Source organism: bacterium, from assembly GCA_035945995.1.
In the GTDB taxonomy this organism is placed as follows: Bacteria; Sysuimicrobiota; Sysuimicrobiia; order Sysuimicrobiales; family Segetimicrobiaceae; genus DASSJF01.
Window position 1 is genome coordinate 1 of sequence record DASYZR010000143.1, and the last position, 24,467, is coordinate 24,467.

Genomic DNA, 24,467 nt, shown 5'->3' on the forward strand with positions numbered 1-24,467 from the left:
ATCGGCGCGACGACCTTCCCCCTCGATGAACGGCCGCTGGGGGAACCGGTTCGTCACGTTTGTCCGGCCGCCCTCCGCAGCGACAAGGCGCTGCATGGTCAAATGCCCAATACATTAGGACCACGTGACCCGCCTGAAGACGAAGGGGGCAGGCTGTTATGTTGGACCGGCAGACGGTTGAGCGGGTGGCCAGTTACTATCCGCCACAGGAGCAAGCGAAGGACGACATGGTTTTCTCCGAGGCCTTTCGAAAGCCGATCCGAGCGCGGCGGTACCTGGAGATGAAAGACCTGCTTCGCATCGCGGATTGGAAGTCGCCGCGACCGAAGCCGCTCCTCCGTAGCAACAGCGCCGAGTTACTGCAAACAGTCAGCCGGAAGGCGTTCGCCGAGCGCGATCCAGAAGAGGCCATCCGGCACCTGGACCGACTGCGTGGCGTGTCGGTTCGCATGGCGAGCGCGATCTTGACGATCTACGAGCCGGATACATACACGACCCTGGACCAGAATGCGTGGCGATCATTGGCGCGGCTGGGCTATGTCGACGACCCGGGAACGAATTTGGATGCTTTCCTCAGCAAGCCGGAGACGTACGCGCCTTATCTCGCGACGTGCCGGAACCTAGCGACCGATTGTCGCGTGTCGTTGAGGACCTTGGATAAGTGTCTGTGGGTGCTCCGAGGTCGGACTCCTGCGGAATTCTTCGGCACGTGATCCATGCCCAACCAACAGGGCGCGGAGCGTCCCCCGTGGGGGCGACCGCCGCAGCGCCGAACGAGACCATTACGTTAGGGGGAGGGGCCTTGACCATCATCAAGTTCCAACAGGAGTTGTTCAGGGCACTGATGCGGGCGCGCATTCCTCGCATTCCTCAGGGTATCAAGACCGAACAGTCCTTGGAGCGCCAGTTTATTATCCCTCACGCCATCCGCATCGCGGCAGCGCAGGACGACATTCTGCTCTTCAGCCACCCCTGGGGCAACAGGCTACGCTGCACCGGCGGGTGCGCCGAGAATCCCGCCCGGCGGCCCGGGTCGGGAGGTCGGCTGTCCAGACTGCTGGGCGGCGAGCAAAGCGTGGGCGACGGTGGAGGCGTTCGGAACGCGGCACACCTTCGACATGGTGGCGAGGGACCGTGCGGGTCGCACGCTCGCGGTCGAAATCAAGTTAGTCTCCGCCCGTGGCGGCCGGATGCCGAACGGCGACATTCAACGCTTCCTCGGCCAGGTGGCGCTCGCGGCGACTAAACACGATGCAGTCATTGGGGTGTGCGGGTACCACGGCAAACTCAACGCCAGGTGGCGTGACGACACTCCCGATGTGGAGAGGTGGCTCAGCGGGCGCAACGCGCAACTTGTGTTCCGCTACGTCGGATGAACTGAACGTGCGAGGAGGGCGTCTGAGAGACAGGAAGACGCGGCTGACGTACTCCCGGCCACTGCCAGGGACGGCACGTCAGGAGCCTGATTGGACGTCAAGCCTATTCTCTCGTTGGAGCCGACGTATCAATTCTCTGAGCGTTAGCACCTCCATGTCACCCACCTGCGCGCGGCGAATCAATTCGCGTAGTCTCCCATCATGTGTTACAAAGACATCGGCGGGCGATGCCGAGGCTGCGTGGTGAAGGTCGCCGAAATGCGCTTCCTCCAGTTCGCGATTACCGAACATTCTTGCATGCGCGAGCACCAATGGTACTACGACACCCAGCCGGATCGGCTTGAGCGCAAGCAAACCGGCCCAGCCGCGCCGTTCACACTGGACGAGGACACCCGCACGCTCGGCCATGATTCGCAGCCACTCAACAGCATGAGCGTTCATGAACTGCTTGAAAGTGAGGCGGCGCGGCATCGCGGCCCGCCATCTCTCCATAGCATGGGTCCAGCCGTCCGTCCACGCGGTTCGCTGCTGCTTGTAGGTAAGCACCGTTCGTAGAAGAGCGCCGTAGTCGCGCGGCGTTGGTGATGTCAGGCGCGCCAGGTCGAGGTTTGTGGCGTACGGGCTTGCCGCAGCACCAGTCCCACGCGCGTACGCTCGGAAGCAGTCGTTGAGAAGGGGCACAACGTGGTTGATGATATGCGCCCGATCCGTGAGCCCGACGATCCATCGAATCTCGTCGAGCGCCTGCTTCTTGTTGTCCATAAGTAGCACTTCCGAAACCGTGACAATGCTCAACGACAGCGATAGATGACCATGCTTGGTGGCCATGCGCAACGTGGCTTCATCTTGGTCCATGGCACCCCGGGTGCGATGGCGGAGATGACTCAGCACGTTCCTGTCGAGGTAGACGATCATGGTCCATGGTGCATCCCTGCTGGTCCGGCTGCCGGGAGTCGAACCCGGACGCTGTTTCCAGCAGCGGCTTGTACCGCGCTCCTCGCGAGATGACCGCGATACAAGCCGCCGCGTCTGCCAGTTCCGCCACAGCCGGAAGGCCGGAGAGTTGGGAGCATTATCCTCACTCGCCATCGACCTCGTCAAGAGACGGTGGCTTGCCGCTGGTTCACCCGGGTGTTTACGTTAGCGCGGCCCGTCCCCGTTCCCGTCCGGCCCGACCGTCGGCATGTACGACAGCATGCGCCGCTCCGCCGCCGCGCGCTCGCTGGCAAGGTACTCCTCGCGCCGTTCCTGGAGCCACTGCCTGATCCCGTCCCGCAGTTCCGGCGGCATCTCCTTCAGCGCGGCGGCCGCCTCGGGGGCGAACGGCCCGCTGGGCTCGTCCGGCGGCTCGATGACGACCGGCGCCCGACCCCAACCTCTCGCGGCGAGCCACTCACCGGCCAACATGCGGTCACGTAGGCTGATACGGCGTCGCTCCCCGATGGACACGGCGTCTCCGGCGAACACGGCGCGGTAGAATCGGACGAGGTCCTCGCCGTCGCCGACAGCCTGCCTGACCAGCGCCGCCAAACCTCTTGGTCTCCCCCCGCCGTTTCTGCGCGCGTCGAAGCCAGCGAAGAATGGTCGGCCGATCGGCAGTTCGGTCGCAGTTTTGTGCGGTGCGCCGCCGTCACCGTTCCGCTCAGTCATGCCGACCTCCGTCTACCGACAATCCCACGTCCATCATGAAGCCAGAAGGGTTGGCGGTCAACCAAACGGATGTATGAGTACGGTGCGCGGCACCGACAGAATGCTTCAGTCGGTCGGGTACCTGTTCAGCCGGTCGTCGTCACTGGCGCATGGAGCACCCCGACGGAAAGCATCCCCCGAGGGGGACGGTCGCCGCCTAAGTTCGGCTGAATGTCGGCATCGGACCACCAAAGTGGGTAGCAGGAGGGTAGCAGATGAAAGCGGTCCTTCGCCAGCCCTTGATCTGGTGGGCCCTGAGGGACTCGAACCCCCGACGCCCGGGTTAAAAGCCCGGCGCTCTACCCGCTGAGCTAAGGGCCCGCAACCACGATCTTATCATAGATGATGCCGAGGCTAAGCCCGGAATCGTTTCGGGGTATATCTCTACCGTGTATTATTATCTCGAGGAATGGAAGCATCGCCGCGAATGGCTCGCCCTGACTCCGGAAGACCGGGGGAAGTTTCTGTTTGACCTCAGCCCGACGATTCAGCGGTTGGTCGATGCCGGCGCCGAGCTCGTGGGATATTGCCTCAACCATACCGATCACCACGGAAGAACCGATCGATTCCTGCGGATCTGGCGGATTCCCGACAAGGAGTTCGCGCAGCGGATCGAAGAGGCACTCGAGCGGGCCGGCTGGCACGCATTCTTCGAACGGGGCGAGGCGCGGGGAGAAGTCCTGACCCCGCAGGTCGCGATCCCCTATCTCGTCAACCCCGAGAAATAGGGGGCTCCAAACGCCGTGACGTCCGCCGGGGAGCGGACTAGCCGCCCCCCGGCGTTCTACGTTCAGATCTTCGGCGTCTTCGCCATCTCCACGATCTCGTTGGTCATCACGTCGGTCGGCGCGACCTCTTTGGGGATCTGCTGCAGGCCGTAGTACGTGTCGCTGATCGCCTTCCAGACTTTCGGGTCCATGTAGCCGAGCCCGTGTTGCTTCGTCAGCGGCGAGGACAGATAAGGAATCTCGTTCTTCCACGTCTGCAGCTCCAGCGGACGGCTGAGGGCCGGCGCCGCCTTGAGCACCCAGTCGACCGCTTCGTCCGGATGCGCCGCCGCGTAGGTCCAGCCGCGCGCGCTCGCGGACAGGAACCGGGCCAGCACATCCTTGCGGTCGCTCAGCACGCGGTCGGTCGTGAAATACGTGTACGCGTACAGCTGGATGCCAAGGTCCCACAGCTTGAAGTAACTGTAGCTCCCCGCCTGCCGCACGGCCTCGATCTGCGGCGCGTCGATGATCCAGCCGGTGATCACGTCCACCTGCCCCGTGATGAGCGGGCGGGTGTCGCCGCCGACAAACTGGACCTTTACCTTGTCCGGCGGGATGTGATACTTGGCGAGCACCGCCGCGAGCAGCGGGCGCGCGGTCGCCTGAATACCGATCGTCTTGCCCTCGAAGTCCTTCGGCGTGTGGATGCCCGACTTCGTCAGGAAGATGAACGCAAACGGGTGGCGCTGGAGCACCGCGCCGAACGCCTTGACGGGCACGCCGCGGCTGCGCGCGTTGACCAGGACGGCGACCGACGACACGTTGCCGAACGGCACGCCGCCGCCGGCCACGATTTGAATCGGGTCGATGTTGGGGCCGCCCGGCTGAATCTTGAGGTCGATGCCGGCGTCCTTGAAATACCCCTTGCCGGCCGCGACGAAATCGCCCGCCATCTGGGCGTTGGCGAGCCAGCCGAGCTGTTCGGACAGTCCCGTCATGCCCTGCGCCTGCGCCGGCGACCCCAGGCCGAGCAGCCGGCCGCCGGCCAGACCGAGGCCGAGCGCGGTTCCTCCGGAAAGGAGAGCGCGCCGGCTCACCGGCCGCGTGAACAGCGTGATCGTGTCCCGTCTCATTCCGACACCCCCAGTCGAATCGTTCGAGATTACACTGCCGCGTCCGCCCGCAACCGTGCGATGTCGCCATCACCGTAGCCGAGTTCGCGGAGGATCTCGTCGGTGTGCTCGCCCACCTCGGGCGCGCCCCGGCGCACCCGGGCCGCCGTCTCACTGAGCTTCACCGGGTTGCCGACCGCCGCCACGCGGCCCCGCCCGGGATCCGGGATGTCGATGACCATCTCGTTGTGGGCGACTTGGGGATCGGCAAAGGCTTCGGCCAGCGTGTGGATGGGGGCGCACAAGATGTCCTCGCCTTCCAGGGCCGCCAGCGCCTCCGCCCGGGTGAGCTCCGCGATCCGGCGCCGGAAGATCGCCTGCAGCTCCGCCCGGTTGGTCATCTGCGCGGCCTCCGTCGCGAACCGCGGATCCTCGTGCAGCGGCTCGAGATGGAGCGCGCGGCAGATGTCCCGCAGCGGTTCCTGCTTGAACGCGCCGAGAAACAGGAGCCACTTCCCGTCCCGGGTCTGGAAGTGGCCGTTGAGCGGCATCCGGCTCCAATTGATCTCCTGGCCGGCGTTGATGAGGCAGGTCGCTTCCTGCTGCTGCATATAGAGCATGCTGTCGAAGAGCGACGACGAGACGAGTTGCCCCCGCCCGGTCCTTTCCCGCGCGAGGAGGGCGAAGAGGATGCCCTGCACCAGCAGCATGCCGGCGGCGAAGTCGCACACGGCGACCGTGAACGGCTCCGGCGGCGTCCCGGGTTCGGCGCGGCGCATCAGCGCGCCGCCCATCGCCTGCGCCAGCCAGTCCTGACCGCCCTTCGCCTGATAGGGACCCGAGGGACCGAAGCCGGTGCCCATCGCATAGATGAGACGGGGGTTCAGCTCCCGCGCCTGTTCGTAGCCGCAGCCGAGCCGTTCCATGGCCCCGGGGCGGAAGTTATGGACGAGAACGTCGGCGCGCCGGATCAGCCGCGCCATGATGTCCCGGCCGCCGGGCCGGCGGAGATCCAGCGTCATCGCGCGCTTGTTGCGGTTCCCGGCGATGAAAAGGTAACTCGTGCCGTCGGGCTGCGGGAGCGTCGTCCGGAGAAAGTCGCCGCCGCCCGGCCGCTCGATCTTGATGACGTCGGCGCCGAAATCGCCCAGCATCTGCGTCCCGATGGGCCCGAGTGTGATCTGGCTGAAGTCGAGGACCCGAATCCCCTCGAGCGGCTGCGGCGATCGCTGCGCCATTACTTCCCCCTCCAGCGCGGCGGGCGTTTCTCCCGGAAGGCGCGCGTCCCCTCCTCGGCGTCGTCCGAGGCGATAGCTTCCATCACGCGCCGCGGGAACCAGCGGGGCGCGGCCCACGACGGCACGTCCCGCGCCTCCATGGCGATCTGCTTGGTGCCCTCGACCGACAGCGGGGCGCACGCGATGATCTCGGCCGCCCATCGCTCCGCCGCCGTGATGAGCTCGGCCGGGGGGACCACTTCGTTGACGAACCCCGCGCTGAGGCCCTCGCGCGCGCTCACGCGGCGCCCGGTCAACAAGATCCCCATGGCGGCTTTGTAGGGAATTTGGCGGGTGAGCATCGCGATCCCGCCGTCGAGCGCCATGTACCCTACGCGGGGCTCGGGGAAGCCGAACTCCGCGTGATCGGCCGCCACGATCAGATCGCAGGCCAGCGCCAGCTCGAATCCCGTCCCGAGCGCGAGCCCGTTCACCGCGGCGATCACCGGCGTGAGGAGATCGCGCCGGAAGGAGAGCCCGCCGGCCCCCAGCTGGGGGCCGTTCCAGAGATAGGGGACGCCGTTCGCCGCGTCGGGATCCTTGAGGTCGGTGCCGGCGCAGAACGCCCGGGTGCCCGCGCCGGTCAGAATCGCCACGCGGATCTCGCGGTCGTCGCGCACGTCGTCCCACGCCGACGAGAGCGCCGCATGCGCGGCACGGCTGAGCGCATTGAGCACGGGCGGCCGGTCGATCGTCACCCGGGCCACCGGCCCGTCCTTCGTGTACTGAATTCCGGCCTCGCGGCGGGCGGCGTCGTTCATGCCGTAGTCCCCCCGTAGCGCGCCGTCGCGACGATCGGAGAGCCGAGAATCGCGCCCTGGGCGACGAGCCGCTCCTGGAGGGCGCCGACGTCGACCCGCCGGGGCTCGAGACCCGCCTGCGCGGCCATGGCCGCCGCGGTCCCCGCCGCCTCGCCCATAACCATGCACGGCGGGATCTCGCGGCTGATCTTCTGCGCCTCCGGCGTCGCCGAGTAGTGCCGCCCGGCGACGAGCAGCCCGTCGACCTGGACCGGCAGCAGGCTCCGGTACGGCATGTAGTAGTCGCGGCCGCGGCCGATGACGTCGGGAAAGGTGCGCCGCTCCGCAATATCCTCCTTCGTCACCACGTACTCGCCCAACAGGAGCCGCGTCTGCCGCACGCCGGCCTGGGGCGCGGCGTCCAGGATGTAGGCGCGTTCAAACCCGGGAAAGTGCCCGCGCAGCCACGCGGCCGCCTTGACGAACCGGCGGCGCGCCTCCAGCTCCAGCCTGGTCAAGTCTTCCACCCGGAGCCCGTCGAGGCCGTGGAGGTGCGGTGTGTTGCACCAGATCACGCCGTCCCGCGGGGTGCGCAGCCACCACAAATCCCACGAGGCGCCGAAGATCTGCTTGACCTGCTGATTGAGCCGGCGCGCCTCGTCGGGGCGCTCGCGCTCGAACCGCATGGCCCGATCGACGTCGACGTCCGCCAGGCGGTGGACGAGAGTCATCATGTACGCCCCTTTGATGTGGGGCGCGCCGGCGCCGGCAAACACGTCCCCATCGCCCGTCGCGTCGATGAAGACGCGGCCTTCGATCGCCTGCCGGCCCTCTTTCGTCTCCACGATCACCGCGCGCAGGCGGCCGTCGTCGACCACCGCGCGCGAGAACCAGGAATGCAGCCGCAGCGTGACGCCGGCGTCGAGCGCCATCTCGTGGGAGATCTGCTTCCAGACCTCCGGATCAAACGACGCGCCATACGTCGTGGGGTGCGGATGGAGGCGGGCGTAGAAATCCTCGAACCCCCACCGCGCCCACTTCCACCACAGCTCTTCGTCCTGCCGGAAGCACTCGTCGAGGGGCGGGACGACGCATCCTCCGGCCGCCGCCATGCGCTCGACGATCTCATGGCCGATGCCGCCGACGGTGCGCCCGCCGCGGTCGCACATGTCGTCGAGCAGCAGCACCATCCCGCCGGACGCGAGGCCCCCGAGGTAGCCGTACCGCTCGAGGATGAGCACGTGCGCGCCGTTCCGGGCCGCGGCCACCGCGGCGGCGATTCCCGCGGGGCCTCCGCCGACCACCACCACGTCGGCTTCCGCCGCCACCGGCACCTCGCGCGCGGGTTCGTGAACGGTCTTCATGGCGGACCCCCTTCCGGTACGCGGACGATCCCGACGCCGCCCATCGCTATCGGGCGGCCCCGCCCGGCCGGCGCCACGGCACGGCGTAGATCTCCAACAGCGAAATCAGCCCGAACAAGGCGAGGGCGAGCGCCGAGGCGACCGCCATGGTGGCATAGAGGAGCGGCGTGCGGTAGTCGTAGGTCGCCGCGAGGATCAGGTAGCCGAGCCCTTTGTTCGAGCCGATCCACTCCGCCACGATCGCACCGAGCAGGCTGGCCGTGCTCGCGATGCGCAAGGCCGAAAAGAGATACGGCAGCGACGTCGGCCACCGCAGGTGGCGGAACACCTCCCACTTCGTGGCCGAGAGCACGTGCATCAGCTCCTGGGCCTGGGCGTCGACCGCGTTGAGCCCGTCCACCATGTTGACCAGGGTGGGGAAGAACGTGATCAGCGCGGCGATCGCGATCTTGGGCGCGTACCCGTTGCCGAGCAGCAGGACGAGGATCGGGCTGATGGCCACGATCGGCAGCGTGCGGACGGTGACGGCGAGGGGATAGACCGTGTGCCGGAACGTCCGGTTGTGGACGAACCCGATCGCGATCAGTACGGCAATGACGTTGCCCACCAGAAAGCCGCCGAGCGTTTCCACGATCGTCGGCCAGGCGTTGACCGCGAGAAGGACGGGCTGGGCCTGGAGGGCAGCCGCGACCTCGAGCGGCGAGGCGGCGAGGTAGTGCGGAACCTTGAACACCACCATGATCGCCTGCCACAGCGCCAGCACCGCCAGGATGCCCCCGACGGACAGGGCCCACCGCCGCACGGCGCTCTCACGGTCCGGGCCCTGCCCGGCCGCCGCGGCGGACGCGGGAGCGAGCGGGTGCGCCGCGGTCTTCACGCCCCATCCTCCAGCGCGGCCCGCAGCTCGGCCGTATACCGCGTGAACTCCGGTGCGTCCTTCATCTTGGGCTCGCGCGGGTACGGCAGACCGATGTCCACGATACGCCGGATGCTCGCCGGCCGCGGCGACATCACCACGACGCGCATGGAGAGGTAGACGGCCTCCGCGATGCTGTGGGTCACGAAGACGACGGTCCGCCGGACCTCGGTCCAGATCCGCAACAGCTCTTCGTTCAGCCGGTCCCGCGTGATGGCGTCGAGCGCGCCGAAGGGCTCGTCCATCAGCAAGACCTTGGGATCGCTCACGAGCGCGCGGGCGATCGCGACGCGCTGCTGCATGCCGCCGGAAAGCTGGGCCGGGCGCGCCCGGTTGAATCCGTCCAGCCCCACGAGCCGCAGGAGTGCTGCGGGCGTCGCCGGGGCATGGTGCCGCGCGCCCCAGTTCCCGATGCGAAGGGGCAGGGCGACATTTTCCTCGGCGCTGAGCCAGGGCAGCAAGATCGGCTGCTGGAACACCATGCCCAGGGCCCGGGTCCGCCGGGCCTCGGCGGGGGAGACGCCCAGCACGGACGCACGGCCCCGGGTGGGCGGGAGGATGTCCGCGATGACGCGCAGCAACGTCGATTTGCCGCAGCCGGAAGGGCCGAGGAGCGACACGAACTCCCCCTGCCGGACCGCGAGCCTGATCCCGCGGAGCACTTCGAGGGCGCCGTCGGGGACCGCAAAGGCCATGCCGACGTCGTCGAGCTCGATCGCCGGCACCTCCACCATGACGGACATCTGCATCGCGTTCTGCGATTCGCGAAGAGAGTCCTCCGCCCGGGACCCCGCCGCGAGGCCGCGGAGGATAGGCCGGCTTGACCGACGAGCGGACGCGCGATGGGGGGAGCGTGCGCATGGGTGACCCGATCCGGCAGATCCTGAGGGGCGGCACCGTCGTGACCATGAACCCGCGGCGCGACGTGTTCGCTCCGGGCACCATCGTCCTCGACGGCGCGCGCATCGTGCACGTCGGCGCGGGAGGCGACTGGCCGGTCCGGGACGGCGATACGGTCGTGGAGTGCGGGGGACATCTCGTCATGCCGGGCCTGATCAACACGCACACGCACGCCGGGTTTGCGCTCTTCCGCGGGCTGGGGGAAGACCGCTCGCGCGCGGAGTGGTTCGCCTCGGCCTACGCGCCGCCCCACATGGACGGCGCGCGCCCGGACGATTACTACTGGGGCACGATGCTGGGCGGCCTCGAAATGCTGACGAACGGGGTCACGTGCACCGCGGACCGCTTCTCCCACATGGCCGTCATCGCCGAGGCGTTCGACCGCCTCGGGATGCGCTCCGTGCTCTGTCACACGCTGCGCGACCTCACGGCGCCCCTGGAATGGGCGCAGGCGCTCGCCCTGATCGACCGGTGGGGCGTGGCGCCGGAGTCCCGGATCCACTGCGGCCTCGGGCCGCACGCGCCCGATACCTGTTCCGACGATCTGCTGCGCCGCGTGCGGCAGACGGCCGGGGAGACCGGCGCGCGTATCTTCATCCACTGCGCGCAGGCGGAGGCGGAACTCGCCGCGCTCCGCGCGCGCGGCCACGGCGGCGGGGTGCGGTGTCTCGCCGGCACGGGGCTGCTCGGGCCCGACCTCGTGGCGGCGCACTGCATCTACATCGACGACGAAGAGATCCGGCTACTGGCGGACAGCGGGAGCTGGGTGAGCCACTGCCCCGTGAGCGCGGCCCGGATCGAAGGCCGCCTCGCCCCGATCCCGTCCCTCCTCCGCGCCGGCGCGCGGGTGGCCCTGGGGACCGACTGGGCCGTGACCAACAACGGCATGGACCTCTTTGACGAGATGAAGTGCGCGGGCGTGCTCAACAAAGTGGCGGCCGCGGACCCGTCGGTGCTGCCGTCGGCGGCGCTGCTGCCGATGGCGACGATCGACGCGGCCCGCGCCCTGGGCCTCGAGGCGCAGATCGGCAGCCTGGAACCGGGGAAGCGCGCGGACGTCATCGCGCTGGCGATGGACGCCCCGCACCTGCGGCCGTGGCACGACGTCGCGGCGACGCTCGTCTACTCGGCGAAGGGGCTCGACGTGCGCCACGTCTGGGTGGACGGGCGGTGGCTGGTTCGGGACCGGCGGCCGCTCGACCTGGACGCCGAGGACGTGTATGCCCAGGTAGAGCGCATCTGGAGCCGGTTGAGGGCGAACGGCCCCGACTGACGCGGGGCGAACGGCCCCGTCTGACGCGGGGCGAACGGCCGGTAGGTCCATGCCAACCACCCACGCGGACGTACTGATCGTCGGGGGCGGTGTAATCGGCTCGTCGATCGCCTACCATCTCGCCCTCCGGCGGACCCGCGTGGTCGTGCTGGACCAGGCGCCCCCGGCCACGCCGCCGAGCGCGTCGTGGGCCAGCGCCGGCGGCGTCCGGCAGCAGCGGCGCGATCCCCGCGAGTGGACCTTGACCCGGGCGGCCGCCCGGCGCTGGCCCGGCCTGGCCGGCGAACTGGGCGCCGACATCGAGTTCCGGCACAGCGGACACCTGCACGTCGTCGAGACCGACGACGACCGACGCGTGCTCGAGGAGCGCGTCGCGCGCGAGCGTGATGCCGGGCTCGGCGTCCGGATCGTGGACGCGACCGAAGCCCGGCGCCTCGCTCCCGGCATCGCGGACACCGTGATCGCGGGCGCGTTCAGCCCGGGCGACGGGCAGGCCGACCCGATCAAGACGACGCGCGCCTTCGCCGCGGCCGCGGCGGCCCGTGGTGCATCGTATCGCACCGCGGGGCCGGCCCGACTTCTCGGCGAGGGGCACCGGGTGCGCGGCGCCGCCGCGGGCGGCGACACGTTCACCGCAGACACCGTCGTCGTCGCGGCGGGCGCGTGGAGCGCCGGCCTCGTCCGGCCGGTCGGCGTGCGCCTGTCGATCGTGCCGCGCGGTCCGCAGATGATCCTGACCGACCCGGCGCCGGCGGCCCTTGCGCCCACGATCACGGGAAGCGGGCGGGCGCTCTCGCTCAAGCAGCTGCCGAGCGGCGCGTACTTTATCGGCGGGGGCTGGCCGTCGGACGTCGACGCCGCCAGCATGACGTGCGCGGTCCGCGACGACAGCGTCCGGGGCAGCTGGCGCGTTGCGACGGAGGTCTGGGTACCGCTGCGGGCCTGCCGGATCCGGCAGGCGTGGTGCGGGCTCGAAGGCGAGAGCGCCGACGGCGTGCCGCTGATCGGACCGGTGCCGGGCGTGGCCGGACTTTACGTCGCCGCGGGTTTCTCCGGGCACGGCTTCCAGCTAGCGCCCGCCGTTGGGGCGGCCGTCGCCGCGGCCCTGCACGGCGAGCCGGCCCCCGGTCTCGACCCGCTCTCCCCGGCCCGCGCGGGGGCGATCGGCGCCGGTTAGCGCCGCCCGTCTTTACACTTAGGAGCCCGACGACTCCGGGGATGTCTCGCCGGCGATCGCCGGGAATCGGCTGAGCGGGAAAATATCCACCGTCGCCGATCGTTGTTGGACCAGCAATCCCCCGTCGACGACCAACAAGTGGCCGGTGATGTAGCGCGCGTCGTCAGAGGCCAAGAACACCGCGGGACCGGCGAGCTCGTCCACTTCACCCACCCGTCCCAGCGGGATGTCTTCACCTCGCGCCCGTTTGACGTCATCGTTCATGTTCGAACTGTCAATCGATCCGGGTACGAGCGCGTTGACGCGAACGCCATACGGCGCGAGATCGAGCGCCATCGCACGCGTCAGGGCTTCGACGCCGCCCTTCGCCGCGTCGTACGCGGCGTTGCCGCGATGCGCTCGAGAGGCACCGCCACTGGACACGTTGATAATGACGCCCGATCGCTTGCGCGCCATCACCTGCGCGGCGCGAACGCTGCAGAGAAACACGCCCGTCAAATTGACGGCGACAATGCGCTCCCACCACCCGTCGTCGGCGTCCAGAAAGTGACGCATCGTATCGGTCAGACTCGCGTTGTTGACAAGCACGTCGATGGTGCCGAAGTGCCGAAGGGTCGTCTCCACCAATCGATCGACCTGGGTTGGGATGGAGACGTCGCCGGCAACGGCCACCGCCGACCGGCCGCCGGCCACCAGAGTCTCGGCCACCTCTTCGGCGGCGGCGCTGACGTCGTTGACGACGACGTGTGCCTGCTCGGCGCCGAAGCGTGTCGCGATCGCCCGTCCGATGCCGCGCGCTGCGCCCGTCACGATCGCGACTTTGCCCGCCATCCGCGTCGCAGGCATCATCGCTAGCCGAGCATGACCCCCCGGCCCGGCTCGTTGGGACGATCGCCGTATTCGTGTTCGCCGATAAGAAGCGCGCCCTCTTTGAACCGCGTCGCGCGAAACGGCCGCAGCGGCACGGTGCGCGGCTCGCCGCCGGTCATCCACTCCGCGAGCGCCGCGCCGAGCGCCGGCGCGGTCTTGAACCCCGACCCGTTGTCGCCGGTGCAGATCCAGAGTCCCTCGATCTCCGGGTGGCGGTCGATGATCTGCTTGCCGTCGGGCGTGATCGTGATCGCCCCGGCCCATCCGCCGCGCATCGGCGCGCCGGTGACAGCAGGCATGCGCCGCGCCAGGCGCTCCCGCGCCCGGATCACGTAGTCGCCGTCCACGCCTTCGTCGAGGGTGTCCGGGTTCGGCAGATCCTGGCGGGTCGAGATGCCGACGAGCGTGCTGAGAAACCCCGCGCCCTCCGGGCGCATCCACAGATCGTTCGCGCCGTCGATGCAGATCGGATGAAGCGCCGCGTGCTGAGGCGGCCGCCGGAAGAGCGTGACCTGCACGCGCACGGTGGTCAGCTCGTCCGCCGCGCCGACCGGCCGCAGCAGCGGCAGCGCCCAGGCCCCGCCGGCCACGACGACCGCGGGCGCGGCGATGAAGCCGTCCGAGGTCTCGACGCCCTCGACCCGGCCTCGCTCGACGCGGAGCGCGTGCACTTCCGTCCCGACGCGCACGTCCGCGCCCAGGTCCGCGGCGCGCCCGGCGAAGCCGTGCGTCGTCGCCACGGGATCGGCCATCCCTGAATCGGGCTCATAGGCCGCGGCCACGATGTCGTCGGTCCGCCACGACGGGACGATCGCGTGGACGTCGTCCGGCCCGATCACCGTCGTGTTCACCCCGACCCGCCGGAGCATCGCGACGTTGGCCCGCAGTTTGGTCTCGTTGGCCGCGGAGACGAGTCGCAGCATCCCGGTGTTGACGAAACCCGACGAGCCGGCGCCGACCACATCGTACCAGTGCTGGAAATACGGCAGGCTCGCCGCGGCCAGGCGGGCCTCCGGCTCGTTCGCGTAGTGCATGCGCACGAGGGCGCCGGACTTGCCGGTCGCACCGGCGGCGAGAAAGCGCCGCTCGCAGAGCACGATCCGGCCGGCGCGGCGGGACGCGAGGTGGAATGCGACGCTGGTCCCGACGACGCCGCCGCCGATCACCACGGCATCCGCGGTTGCCGCCATAATGATGCCTGATTCAGCCGCGCCGGTGCGGCTCTCCTGCATTCGATGCCGCCGCGTGCTCGCACCCCGGCGTGCGCATGTGGTACGCGCGGCGAAAGGGGGGGCGCACGGGGGAAGCGAAGCCCCCCGTGCGCCACGGTGCGCGCAGGGGGGGTGTTGACATGGCCAGTATGCGAAAGGTTCGGCGAGGACTTCGTCAATCCACCGCGTCGGACGCGCCTCGCTCCGACGGCCACGCTCCGCGTGTGTCTCGGCGGGCACTGCTCCGGGCGGCAGGCGCCGGCGCGCTGGGGCTCGGCGCGCTCGGCACCGCCCCGGGCCTGCTGCGCTGGGGCGGCGCCGCACCCGCGACGCTCAAGGGCACCTCGCTCACGACGCTGCAGGCGACGTATTTCATCCCGGCCGCCCAGGATCTCTTCAAGAAGCAGGTGCAGGAGTGGGGCCAGGCCAACGGCGTCAACGCCAACGCGGATTTCCTCAACTGGCCCGATCTGCAGCCGAAAATCTCCGCCGCGATTCAAGCGGGCGGGTACGACATCGTCGAGCTGTGGCCGGGCTGGAACTATCTCTACGCGGACAATCTCGTCGATCTCACGGACATGACGGAGGCGTACGCAAAACGGGACGGCGGCCTCGAGGCGTTCGCGGCCACCGACGCCAAGGTGGGGTCCCGGTACTTGGGGATCCCTCACGGACAATCGAACGACGCCCTCAACTATCGCATCAGCTGGCTCAGGGAGGCCGGGGCGAACGTCCCGGATGCCGCGGTCCAGGCCAGGACCGGGAAGATTCTTGACCTGACGTGGGATCAGTTCTTCGCCCTCGGCAAGAAGCTCAAGGCGAGCGGCCATCCGCTCGGGCAGGCCTTTGGCCACAGTCAGGGCGACCCGCCGAGCTGGGCGTACCCATACATGTGGAGCCACGGGGCGATGGAGGTGGAGCGGGACGGCAAGACGGTCGCCTTCAACAAGCCGATCTTCGTGGACGCGATGAAGAAGCTTGTGTCGGCGTGGAAGGAGTCGTTCGACGAGACGGGTCTGTCCTGGGACGACTCCAGCAACAACAAGGCGTTCCTCGCAGGACAGATCGCGGCGACGCTCAACGGCTCGAGCATCTACGCGGCCGCGCTCAAGGACTACCCCGACATCGCCAAGGATATGAACCATACAATGATCCCGCGTGGCCCCGCCGGCCGGTTCGCCCTGCTCGGCACGCGGACGCTCGCCATTCTCAAGAATTCGAAGAACATCGCCGGCGCGAAAGAGTTTCTCGCCTGGTGGTTCCAGGACAAGCAGTACGGCGACTGGCTCCACATTCAGGCCGGCTACAATCTGCCGGCGATGAAGAAATGGGCGAAGGATCCGATGTGGGGCAAGGACCCGGTGATGTACGCGTTCAGCAAGGAGGCCAGTGTCGGCCGCGACCAGGGGTGGGCGGGGCCGCCGAACTCCAAGTCCGGCTTGGCGTTCTCGAAGTACATCATCGTGGACACCTACGCCAAGGCGATCCAGTCGGGCGACGCCGCCGGCGCGATCAAGTGGGGGGCCGACCAGCTGGGGGCGATCTACGGGCGGTAGTAACCGGGGTGCCCACGACGGTTGCACAACCGCACGTGCCGGCGGCGCGTCACACGCATTCGCTCTTGGAAAACGAGCGGAGCCTCGGGCTCCTCCTCATGCTGCCCGGAGCGCTGCTGCTGGTCGTCTTCATGGCCTACCCGTTCTTTCTCGGGTTGTGGCTCTCGGTGACGGACAGCACGATCGGACACGCCGGCCGGTTCGTCGCGTTCCGCAACTTCACCGACCTGCTCGGCGACAGCATCTTTCGGCAGACGGCGCGGAACACGTTCATCTACGCCTTGGTCACCGTCCCGTTCAAACTCCTGCTGGGCCTGGGCCTCGCGCTGGTGCTGAACGCCCCCATCCCGTTTCGCAACGCGGTGCGGGCCGGCGTCCTCATGCCGTTCATCGTGCCGACGGCGTTGAGCAGCCTGGGGTGGCTCATGATCTTCGACCCAATCTTCAGCCCCATCTCCTGGCTGCTCCGGCACTGGGGGCTCATCGCCCGCAACATCAATTTCCTCGGCGGCCCCGTGCTGGCCATCGTGTCCGTGATGATCGCCAACATCTGGCGGGGCACGCCGTTCTTTGGGGTGACCATTCTCGCGGGCCTGCAGGCCGTGCCGGCGGAACTCCACGATGCGGCCGCGATCGACGGCGCCGGCGCCTGGCACCGGTTCCGCAACGTCACGCTGCCGATCATCACCGGCGTCATGCTGATCAGCACGCTCTTCTCGATCATCATGACGTTCGCCGACTTCCAGCTCATCTACATCCTCACGAAGGGCGGCCCGGCAAACGAAACCCACATCTTCGGCACGTATGCCTACCAGATCGGCCTGAGCGCGACGGAGATCGGGCAGGGCGCCGCGATCGCGCTGTACATGTTCCCGCTCCTTGCGGTCCTCGCGGTGCTGCTGCTGCGGTACCTGCGGCGGGACGTGGCGTGATGGTCGGCAGCCGGAGCGCGGTGCGGCAGATCTTCGCGGTGTACCTGCCGCTCGCCGCCTTTCTCGTCTTCCTCCTGGCGCCGTTCTACTGGATGGCGATCGTCTCGCTCAAGCCGCCGGCCGACCTGTTCAATCTGCGGTTCAACCCGCTGTGGGCGCGGCACTTCACGCTCAACAACTACGTGTACCTCTTTCGCGACACCGCCTTTGCGACGTGGGCCAAGAACACGCTGATCATCTCGACGGCGGCGACCATCCTGTCGCTCGTCTGCAGCGTCCTGATCGGGTACGCGCTGGCGCGCCTGCGGTTTCCGGGCAGCGGTGTGATGGGGATGTCGATCTTCCTGGCCTACCTCGTGCCGCCGACGCTGTTGTTCCTGCCGCTCGCCCAGGTCGTCGGCTGGCTGCGCCTGTACAACACCTATTGGGCGCTCATCCTCACGTACCCGACGTTTCTCATTCCGTTCGGCTCCTGGCTGCTGATGGGCTACTTCCGGACCATCCCGCGAGAGATCGAGGAATGCGCGCAGATCGACGGCAGCACCCGCGTGGGCACACTCCTCAGGATCGTGCTGCCGCTCTCGCTGCCGGGCGTGCTCTCGGCCGCGATCTTCTCGTTCACGCTCTCGTGGAACGAGTTCCTCTACGCCCTCATCTTCATGTCGTCGGGACCGCTGAAGACGATTCCCGTCGGCACCGTCAGCGACCTCATCCGGGCCGACGTGCTGTTTTGGGGTCCGCTGATGGCCTCGGCGGTGCTCGGGTCCGTCCCGATCGCCCTCATCTACACGTTTTTCGTGGAGCATTACGTCTCCGGCCTCACCGCGGGCGCGGTGAAAGGCTAGCAGCCGCGGCGCCCGCCGGGAACTCCTCACCCGGCCCCGGCGCTCTCTGCTCTCGACAGCGGGCGCGGAGGCTTCCTCATCCGTGCGATCCGGCCGCGCACGCCCGCACACGGAGGGGGTCCATGCGGATCAACGCCCAACAACTCCACCCGGCCACCAGGCACCGCCGTCCGCGGATCGTCTGCCGGTTCCGCCGGGCGGTCCTCGCCGTTCTCGGAACGGCGCTGAGCGCGCTGCTGCCGTGGGGACTGCCGGCCGGCTGGCTCCAGGAGACGCCCGCCGCGGATCTCGGCGGCATCCACAAGATCCAACACGTCGTCGTCATCATGCAGGAGAACCGCTCGTTCGACGCTTACTTCGGCACCTACCCCGGCGCGGACGGCATTCCGATGCGGCAGGGGGTGTGCGTGCCCGATCCGCGGGCCGGCGGGTGCGCGAAGCCGTTTCACGATTCGCGCGACCTCAACCGCGGCGGCCCGCATGGCGCGGCCAATGCCGCGGCGGACATCGACGGCGGTAAGATGGACGGGTTCATCGCCCAGGCGGTCCGGACCGGGCGGTGCCGCAATGTCTTCGATCCGACCTGCGCCGGCAGCGCCGCCGCGCCGGATGTGATGGGCTACCACGATGCGCGGGAGATCCCGAACTACTGGACCTACGCGCGCGAGTTCGTGTTACAAGATCGCATGTTCGAGCCCAACGCCTCGTGGAGCCTGCCCGAGCATCTGTTCATGGTCTCGGAGTGGTCGGCGCGGTGCGCGACCGGCGATCCGATGAGCTGCGTGAACGAGCTCCAGAGTCCCGACCGGCTTGGAGGCCGGCGCAGTCCCGGCACGCGCGCGCCCAACTACGCGTGGACGGACCTGACGTACCTCCTGCACAAGGCCGGCATCAGGTGGGCGTACTACGTCGCCGAGGGCACTCAGCCGGACTGCGACAACGACGCGGCCAGTTGTCCCCCCAAGCCGCAGCGCGCCGGGACGCCCGAGATCTGGAATCCGCTGCCGTGGTTTGCGACGGTGCGGAACGACGGCGAGCTGCGGAACATTCAGACCGTCCCGCACTTCTTCGAGGCCGCGCGCGGCGGAACGCTGCCCGCCGTGTCCTGGGTCGTGCCGAACGGCCGCACGAGCGAACACCCGCCGGCCCTCGTCAGCGCGGGCCAGACGTACGTCACGAGTCTGATCAACGCGGTCATGCAGGGACCGGACTGGAACAGCACCGCGATCTTCCTGGCCTGGGATGATTGGGGCGGCTTCTACGACCACGTCGCACCGCCGACGATCGATGAGAACGGCTACGGTCTCCGCGTGCCGGGGCTGGTGATCAGCACCTACGCCCGCCGCGGCTACATCGACCACCAGGTGTTGAGCTTCGACGCCTACGTGAAATTCATCGAGGACGATTTTCTCGGCGGCCGGCGCATCGATCCGCGGACCGACGGCCGGCCCGACCGCCGTCCGACCGTCCGCGAAGACGCCCCGCAACTCGGGAACCTCGCGGCGGACTTCGACTTCACGCGGCCGCCGCGCCCGCCGCTGGTGCTCCCGCTCAAGCCGTCGCCCGGATCGGCCTCGGCCGGCCCGTAGCGCGCGTTTCCGGCCCGACGCCGCGGGCAAGCGGGCCGCGGCAACGCCCGACGCTGCGGGCCAAGGGGAAGGGGCGGCCGGACCGAAATAGCGGGAGCATGGCGGAAGAACGTCGTTGGGCCTTGATCCTCGGCGCGAGCAGCGGCTTCGGCGAGGCGACGAGCCTCGAGCTCGCCGCGGCCGGCTACGACATCATCGGCGTCCACCTGGACCGCAAGGGCACGATGCCGCACGTCGAGGACGTGATCGGCGGGATCCGCGCCGCGGGGCGCGCGGCCGTGTTCTTCAACGTGAACGCCGCGGACCCCGAGCGCCGCGTCGAAGTGCTCGCGCGCGCCCGCGAGGAGGCGGGCACGGGCGGCGCGGTCGGGGTGCTGCTCCACTCGCTCGCGTTTGGCAACCTGCGCCCGTACATCGCCGAGACGGCCGCGGACGCGATCACCCCGGCGCAGATGGACATGACCCTCTCGGTGATGGCGCACAGCCTCGTCTACTGGACGCAGGACCTCGTGCACTCCGGGCTGATGCGGCGGGGCGGCAAGATCTTCGCGATGACCAGCGCCGGCGGGACACGCGTGCTGCCGAACTACGGGGCGGTCTCGGCCGCCAAAGCAGCGCTCGAGTCCCACATCCGCCAGTTGGCGATGGAACTGGCGCCCCGCGACATCACCATCAATGCGATCCGCGCCGGCGTCACGGATACGCCGGCGCTCCGCAAGATCCCCGGCAACGAGGCGATCGTCGAACAGGCGCTCCGGCGCAACCCCTCGGGCCGCCTCACCACGACGCGGGACGTCGCCCGGGCGATCGCCGCGCTGTGCGGACCGGGCACGGAATGGATGACGGGCAACGTGATCGGCGTGGACGGGGGCGAGGACGTAATCGGTTAGTGCTCCTCCAACTTGATTGGTGGGGCATGGTATGGTGGGGAGGATAGTCTAGACGAGCCTGTTAAGCAGATAGCCGAGCATGCCGGTGAGAACCACCACGCTGGCAGCATAGACGACCGCCGTTCGCAATCCCATAACCCGAGCAACAGGGCCAAGCGTGGACAGGTTCGTCCCCACACCCGCAACCAGCAGGATCATGCCGCTGCCAGCGCCGAGTCCCTTATCAAGCAATGTTCGTACCCACGGCAATGAGGCGAGACTGTCAGTGTAAAAGGCTCCCGCGACGACAAGAGCTACCAAGATTCCCCACAGGCTCGCTTTCCCAAGATACGTGGTGACAAGTTCTTTTGGCACGGTTGCTTCGATTGCCGCCCCCAACAGGATACCGGCAATCATCCAGGGGCCAAGCTCCCGCAACAAGTCAAATGCGAACCGTGCTCCAGACTTTGCCTTGTCCCTCGGGTTGGATAAGTCGAGCAGACGCTGGTCCGCAGAGTCCACCGGGCCGGCATCGCAACACCCCGCTTCGGTGCATCCGCCGGCCTCGGGAAGCGCGGGGGCGGCCGATACCCCCGACGAACGACCAATAACGGTATCGATGAGCACACCGGCCAAGGACCCAACCACGACCGCGGAAAGAGAGACGATCAATCCGGCACGCCAACCCAGAAAGATGACCAGAGCCGTTAGACCATACCAGTTGAACCACGGAACAGCAATCAAAAACGCACAGGCGGGTCCCCGATGGCTCCCCGAACGGTAGAGGGTTAATGCCGTGGGGATGCCCGAGCAGCAACAGAGGGGCATAAGGAATCCCCATGTGGCTGCCAGCGCGTTCGCGCCGACGATGCTTCCGCCGAGATGGCGGGCGACCGCCGCTTTGTTGACAATCGCGTTGAGAATCCCGGCGACGAGGAAACCCAGCACTGCCACTTCGGCAAACTCCCGAAGATAGCCTAACGCTGTATGCATGAAGATCTGTAGCATCGTAGCACCGCCCTGGCAACTGGGGACCAGCCGCTAACCGTGGCGCTGGTCCCCAGTCTTCGGAACCGATGGCTTGCTCAACTCATCGGCACTCGCGGCCCGCGGGCCGGACCGCCTAGCGCTGGTCGATCGGGAGATACACGCGATTGCGTGGGCCGACGTACTCGGCCCGCGGCCGGATGATCCGGTTGTCGGCCAGCTGCTCGAGCACGTGCGCGGTCCAGCCGCTGATCCGGCTCACCGCAAACACCGGCGTGAACAACTCCAGCGGGATGCCGAGCTCGTAGTAGGACGACGCCGAGTAGAAGTCCACGTTGGCGTGGATCTTTTTCTCCGACAGCATGAACTGCTCGAGCGTCCGCGACATCTCGAACCACTTCAACTCGCCCTTGCGCCGGCCCAGCTCTTCGGACATCCGGCGCAGGTGCGTCGCGCGCGGGTCTTCGGTCTTGTAGACCCGATGCCCGAACCCCGGGATCTTCTGCTTCCCGGCCAGCATCTCGCGGGCGGCCGGGAGGACCTTCGACGGCTCGCCGATCTTCAGCAACAGACGCATCACCGCTTCGTTGGCCCCGCCGTGGAGCGGCCCCTTGAGCGTGCCGATCGCCGAGGTGATCGCGGAGTGCATGTCGGCGAGCGTCGCCGCCGTCACGCGGGCGGCGAAGGTGCTGGCGTTCAGTTCGTGATCCGCGTGGAGAATCAGCGCGATCTCCATCGTCTTGACGCTGGTGTCGTCGGGACGCCGGCCCCAGAGCATGAAGAGAAAATTGGCGGCGTGACTGAGCGAGGGATCGGGCGGGATGGGATCGTTCCCATCGCGGCACCGCCCGATCGCGGCCACGATCGTCGCGAGTTGCGCGGTCAGCCGCACCGACTTCCGAAGATTCGCCGCCGGGGAGTCATCGCGCGTCTCGGGATCGTAGACGCCGAGCGCCGACACGGCCGTGCGCAGGGCGTCCATCGGCAGCACGGCGCGGGGAAACCCCCGCAGCATGTTCAAGACGGGGTCGGGCAGTGCGCGCGCCGCGACGAGGTCTCGCTGCAGGGCGCTGAGCTGGTCGCGGGTGGGCAGGTCGCCGTGCCACAGTAGATACGCGACTTCTTCGAAGCCCGCGTGCGCGGCCAGGTCGTGGATGTCGTACCCTTGGTAGATCAGCCGGCCTTCGATCCCGTCGACGAAGCAAATCCGGCTTTCCGCCGCGACGATGCCCTTGAGCCCTTCGGCAACATGGCCGGGCGCCCCGGATGCGGAGTCCACGCCCCCACGGTACCGGCGCGCGCGCGGCGTGTCAAATGCGCGGGGAGGACTTGCCCGGTGCCGTCAGAGAAGCGACCGTCACTGCTCGGCGTCTGCGGAACGCGCTGCCTGACTCTGTCCCGGATGAATCGCAACACATGAGGAGGATGACCATGCCGACTCGAGGCACGCGGCGGAGAACCGTCCGGTGGGCGGCCGGTGGTGCGGCAATCGTTCTGGCTCTGGCCGGGATCCGGGTGAGCGCGGCGCCCGCGAAAGGCGGGACGCTCGTCGCCGGCCTCGACTCGCAACCCTCCACGCTCGACCCGCACGCGTCGACGGCGGCCATCAGTTACCTGATCGCGAGCCTGAACACGACCGAAAGCCTCGTCTACCAGCGGCCGGACGGGGTGATCGTCCCGTGGCTGGCCGCGGCCTACACGACGTCGCCCGACGGCAGGACGTTCACGTTTGCGCTGCGGAAGGACGTCGCCTTCAGCGACGGCGCGCCGTTCAATGCCGAAGCCGTGAAGTGGAACCTCGACCGGATCGTGAGCCCCGGGTTCAAGGCGGGGGGCGCCCTGAACGCGCTGCTCGGGTATACCGGCACGACCGTCGTGAACGAGTACACGGCACGCGTGACGTTCAAAGAGCCGTACGCCCCGTTCCTGGCCAACGCGGCCGTCGGCGTGCTGGCCATGCTCTCGCCGAAGACCACGCCGGCGCAGGGGGCGGACGTGGCCAAGCGGCCGATCGGCACCGGGCCGTTCACCGTCTCGGAGTACGTCACCCAGGATCACATCACCCTGGTCCGCAACGCCGCCTACAACCGCCGCGCGCCGTGGAGCGACCATCTCGGCGCGCCCTACCTCGACCGGATCGTATGGCGGAACATCCCGGAGAGCGGCAGCCGCAACGTCACGGTGGAGACGGGGGAGACGCAGATGATCTACCTGTACTCGTCGCCCGGGTCCGCGCTGGCGCAGCTGCGGGCCAACAAGGCGCTGCGGATCGAGACCCGGCCGTTCCCCGGCTCCTCATACTTCTGGTGGCTGAACGTCAGGCTCGCACCCACGGACGACGTGCAGGTCCGCCGGGCGCTCAGCTACACCGTCAACCGCGCCGCGATCGTCGGATCGGTCTACAAGGGCCTCGACGTCATCGGCTGCGGCCTGCTCAGCCAGTCGCTGCTGAACGATCCGGCCGCGTGCAAGTACTACCCCTACAATCCGGCGAAGGCCGCGCAGCTGCTGAACGAAGCCGGGTGGAAGATGGGGCCGAACAACGTCCGGGTGAAGGGCGGCAGGCCGCTGTCGGTCGTGATCAACTCGCTGACCTACGGCGGCGGCAACTTCCCGGAAGTCGAGCTGGTCCAGGGCCAGTTTCTGCAGCTCGGGATCGACGCGAGGATCAAGAGCCAGGCCGCCGCGCCCTGGGTCGACGACAACTACCGGTGCGCCACGAACATGGGATCGATCTTCCTCCGCACCAACGAACCGGATGCGCTCTACGCGCTGTTCGATTCGGCCACGATCGGCAGCAACTTCAACTGGTCCTGCTACTCCAACCGCGACGTGGACGCGCTGCTCGAACAGGGCCGCTCGCAGCTCGATCCCGTGAAGCGGCACGCCCTCTACGTCAGGATCCAGCACATGCTGCTGGATCAAGCCGTCGCGATTCCGTTGATGGATAAGCTGTCGGTGTGGGCGATTCGGAACGAGGTGAAGAACGTCAAGTACAACTACTCGTCGTATCCGGCGCTCGGCGACGCCTACATCCAAAAATGAGCCGGCGCCATCCGGCCATCGACCGGTCC

General features: G+C 68.3%; 23 protein-coding genes and 2 tRNA genes. 11 read left to right on the plus strand and 14 right to left on the minus strand.

The annotated features are described in order from the left end of the window. Positions 1-161: 161 nt before the first annotated feature. A complete protein-coding gene (locus VGZ23_16200) occupies positions 162-713 on the plus strand; it encodes a hypothetical protein (GenBank protein HEV2359135.1) in 552 nt (183 codons plus the stop codon). Between the two features lie 372 nt (positions 714-1,085). Further along, positions 1,086-1,376 (plus strand): hypothetical protein, encoded by a 291-nt coding sequence (locus VGZ23_16205; protein ID HEV2359136.1) that lies wholly within the window; start codon positions 1,086-1,088, stop codon positions 1,374-1,376. A gap of 78 nt (positions 1,377-1,454) precedes the next feature. Here the strand turns inward: VGZ23_16205 and VGZ23_16210 are convergent, their stop codons facing one another. The 4 genes from VGZ23_16210 to VGZ23_16225 form a co-directional block, all read right to left on the minus strand. Beyond that, positions 1,455-2,291, minus strand: coding sequence for a hypothetical protein (locus tag VGZ23_16210; GenBank protein HEV2359137.1), 837 nt, complete (start codon positions 2,289-2,291; stop codon positions 1,455-1,457). A gap of 20 nt (positions 2,292-2,311) precedes the next feature. Then, a tRNA-OTHER gene (locus VGZ23_16215) sits at positions 2,312-2,427 on the minus strand. 89 nt (positions 2,428-2,516) lie between these two features. Then, positions 2,517-2,906, minus strand: a complete 390-nt coding sequence (locus VGZ23_16220; GenBank protein HEV2359138.1) for a hypothetical protein — start codon at positions 2,904-2,906, stop codon at positions 2,517-2,519. 404 nt (positions 2,907-3,310) lie between these two features. After that, positions 3,311-3,386, minus strand: a tRNA-Lys gene (locus VGZ23_16225). Between the two features lie 68 nt (positions 3,387-3,454). On the opposite strand from VGZ23_16225, the gene VGZ23_16230 reads away from it, so the two are divergent. Beyond that, positions 3,455-3,793 (plus strand): DUF6616 family protein, encoded by a 339-nt coding sequence (locus tag VGZ23_16230; GenBank protein ID HEV2359139.1) that lies wholly within the window; start codon positions 3,455-3,457, stop codon positions 3,791-3,793. Positions 3,794-3,855: 62 nt separating this feature from the next. On the opposite strand, the gene VGZ23_16235 is transcribed toward VGZ23_16230, so the two are convergent. Genes VGZ23_16235 through VGZ23_16260 form a run of 6 tightly spaced genes read right to left on the minus strand, consistent with a single transcriptional unit; the run spans position 3,856 to position 9,927 of the window. Further along, the gene (locus VGZ23_16235) at positions 3,856-4,908 is read right to left on the minus strand and encodes an ABC transporter substrate-binding protein (GenBank protein HEV2359140.1); all 1,053 of its coding nucleotides are present in this window, start codon (positions 4,906-4,908) and stop codon (positions 3,856-3,858) included. Positions 4,909-4,937: 29 nt separating this feature from the next. Beyond that, entirely contained in the window at positions 4,938-6,125 is a 1,188-nt protein-coding gene (locus VGZ23_16240) for a CoA transferase (protein HEV2359141.1), read from the minus strand. Continuing rightward, positions 6,125-6,925 (minus strand): enoyl-CoA hydratase-related protein, encoded by an 801-nt coding sequence (locus VGZ23_16245; GenBank protein HEV2359142.1) that lies wholly within the window; start codon positions 6,923-6,925, stop codon positions 6,125-6,127. Before VGZ23_16245 ends, VGZ23_16240 begins: the two co-directional genes overlap by 1 nt. Then, entirely contained in the window at positions 6,922-8,268 is a 1,347-nt protein-coding gene (locus VGZ23_16250) for an FAD-dependent oxidoreductase (GenBank protein HEV2359143.1), read from the minus strand. Before VGZ23_16250 ends, VGZ23_16245 begins: the two co-directional genes overlap by 4 nt. Positions 8,269-8,314: 46 nt before the next feature. Next, positions 8,315-9,145, minus strand: a complete 831-nt coding sequence (locus VGZ23_16255) for an ABC transporter permease (protein ID HEV2359144.1) — start codon at positions 9,143-9,145, stop codon at positions 8,315-8,317. Beyond that, complete coding sequence (locus tag VGZ23_16260) at positions 9,142-9,927, minus strand: ABC transporter ATP-binding protein (protein HEV2359145.1); 786 nt, start codon at positions 9,925-9,927, stop codon at positions 9,142-9,144. The genes VGZ23_16255 and VGZ23_16260 overlap by 4 nt, the downstream gene beginning before the upstream one ends. Positions 9,928-10,043: 116 nt before the next feature. On the opposite strand from VGZ23_16260, the gene VGZ23_16265 reads away from it, so the two are divergent. Both VGZ23_16265 and VGZ23_16270 read left to right on the plus strand, forming a co-directional pair. Continuing rightward, positions 10,044-11,357, plus strand: a complete 1,314-nt coding sequence (locus tag VGZ23_16265) for an amidohydrolase (protein HEV2359146.1) — start codon at positions 10,044-10,046, stop codon at positions 11,355-11,357. Positions 11,358-11,406: 49 nt separating this feature from the next. Continuing rightward, entirely contained in the window at positions 11,407-12,534 is a 1,128-nt protein-coding gene (locus VGZ23_16270) for an FAD-dependent oxidoreductase (GenBank protein ID HEV2359147.1), read from the plus strand. An 18-nt stretch (positions 12,535-12,552) separates the two neighbouring features. Here the strand turns inward: VGZ23_16270 and VGZ23_16275 are convergent, their stop codons facing one another. Together VGZ23_16275 and VGZ23_16280 are read right to left on the minus strand one after the other, a co-directional pair. Then, positions 12,553-13,380, minus strand: a complete 828-nt coding sequence (locus tag VGZ23_16275) for a glucose 1-dehydrogenase (protein HEV2359148.1) — start codon at positions 13,378-13,380, stop codon at positions 12,553-12,555. 5 nt (positions 13,381-13,385) lie between these two features. Beyond that, the gene (locus VGZ23_16280) at positions 13,386-14,594 is read right to left on the minus strand and encodes an FAD-binding oxidoreductase (GenBank protein HEV2359149.1); all 1,209 of its coding nucleotides are present in this window, start codon (positions 14,592-14,594) and stop codon (positions 13,386-13,388) included. A gap of 245 nt (positions 14,595-14,839) precedes the next feature. Here VGZ23_16280 and VGZ23_16285 point away from each other — a divergent pair, with 245 nt between their 5' ends. The 5 genes from VGZ23_16285 (at position 14,840) to VGZ23_16305 (ending at position 20,427) form a co-directional block, all read left to right on the plus strand. Beyond that, positions 14,840-16,171 carry an extracellular solute-binding protein gene (locus VGZ23_16285; protein HEV2359150.1) on the plus strand — a complete coding sequence of 444 codons (1,332 nt, stop codon included), beginning with the start codon at positions 14,840-14,842 and terminating at the stop codon, positions 16,169-16,171. Positions 16,172-16,179: 8 nt separating this feature from the next. Further along, positions 16,180-17,103, plus strand: a complete 924-nt coding sequence (locus VGZ23_16290; protein HEV2359151.1) for a sugar ABC transporter permease — start codon at positions 16,180-16,182, stop codon at positions 17,101-17,103. After that, positions 17,103-17,948, plus strand: coding sequence for a carbohydrate ABC transporter permease (locus VGZ23_16295; GenBank protein HEV2359152.1), 846 nt, complete (start codon positions 17,103-17,105; stop codon positions 17,946-17,948). The genes VGZ23_16290 and VGZ23_16295 overlap by 1 nt, the downstream gene beginning before the upstream one ends. Positions 17,949-18,070: 122 nt before the next feature. After that, entirely contained in the window at positions 18,071-19,537 is a 1,467-nt protein-coding gene (locus VGZ23_16300) for an alkaline phosphatase family protein (GenBank protein HEV2359153.1), read from the plus strand. A 98-nt stretch (positions 19,538-19,635) separates the two neighbouring features. Further along, entirely contained in the window at positions 19,636-20,427 is a 792-nt protein-coding gene (locus tag VGZ23_16305; GenBank protein ID HEV2359154.1) for an SDR family oxidoreductase, read from the plus strand. A gap of 48 nt (positions 20,428-20,475) precedes the next feature. On the opposite strand, the gene VGZ23_16310 is transcribed toward VGZ23_16305, so the two are convergent. Further along, the gene (locus VGZ23_16310) at positions 20,476-21,414 is read right to left on the minus strand and encodes a permease (protein ID HEV2359155.1); all 939 of its coding nucleotides are present in this window, start codon (positions 21,412-21,414) and stop codon (positions 20,476-20,478) included. Positions 21,415-21,529: 115 nt separating this feature from the next. Continuing rightward, complete coding sequence (locus VGZ23_16315; protein ID HEV2359156.1) at positions 21,530-22,672, minus strand: citrate synthase; 1,143 nt, start codon at positions 22,670-22,672, stop codon at positions 21,530-21,532. A 152-nt stretch (positions 22,673-22,824) separates the two neighbouring features. On the opposite strand from VGZ23_16315, the gene VGZ23_16320 reads away from it, so the two are divergent. After that, on the plus strand, positions 22,825-24,438 hold the full coding sequence (locus tag VGZ23_16320) for an ABC transporter substrate-binding protein (GenBank protein HEV2359157.1): 1,614 nt from the start codon (positions 22,825-22,827) through the stop codon (positions 24,436-24,438). The last annotated feature ends 29 nt before the right edge of the window (positions 24,439-24,467 follow it).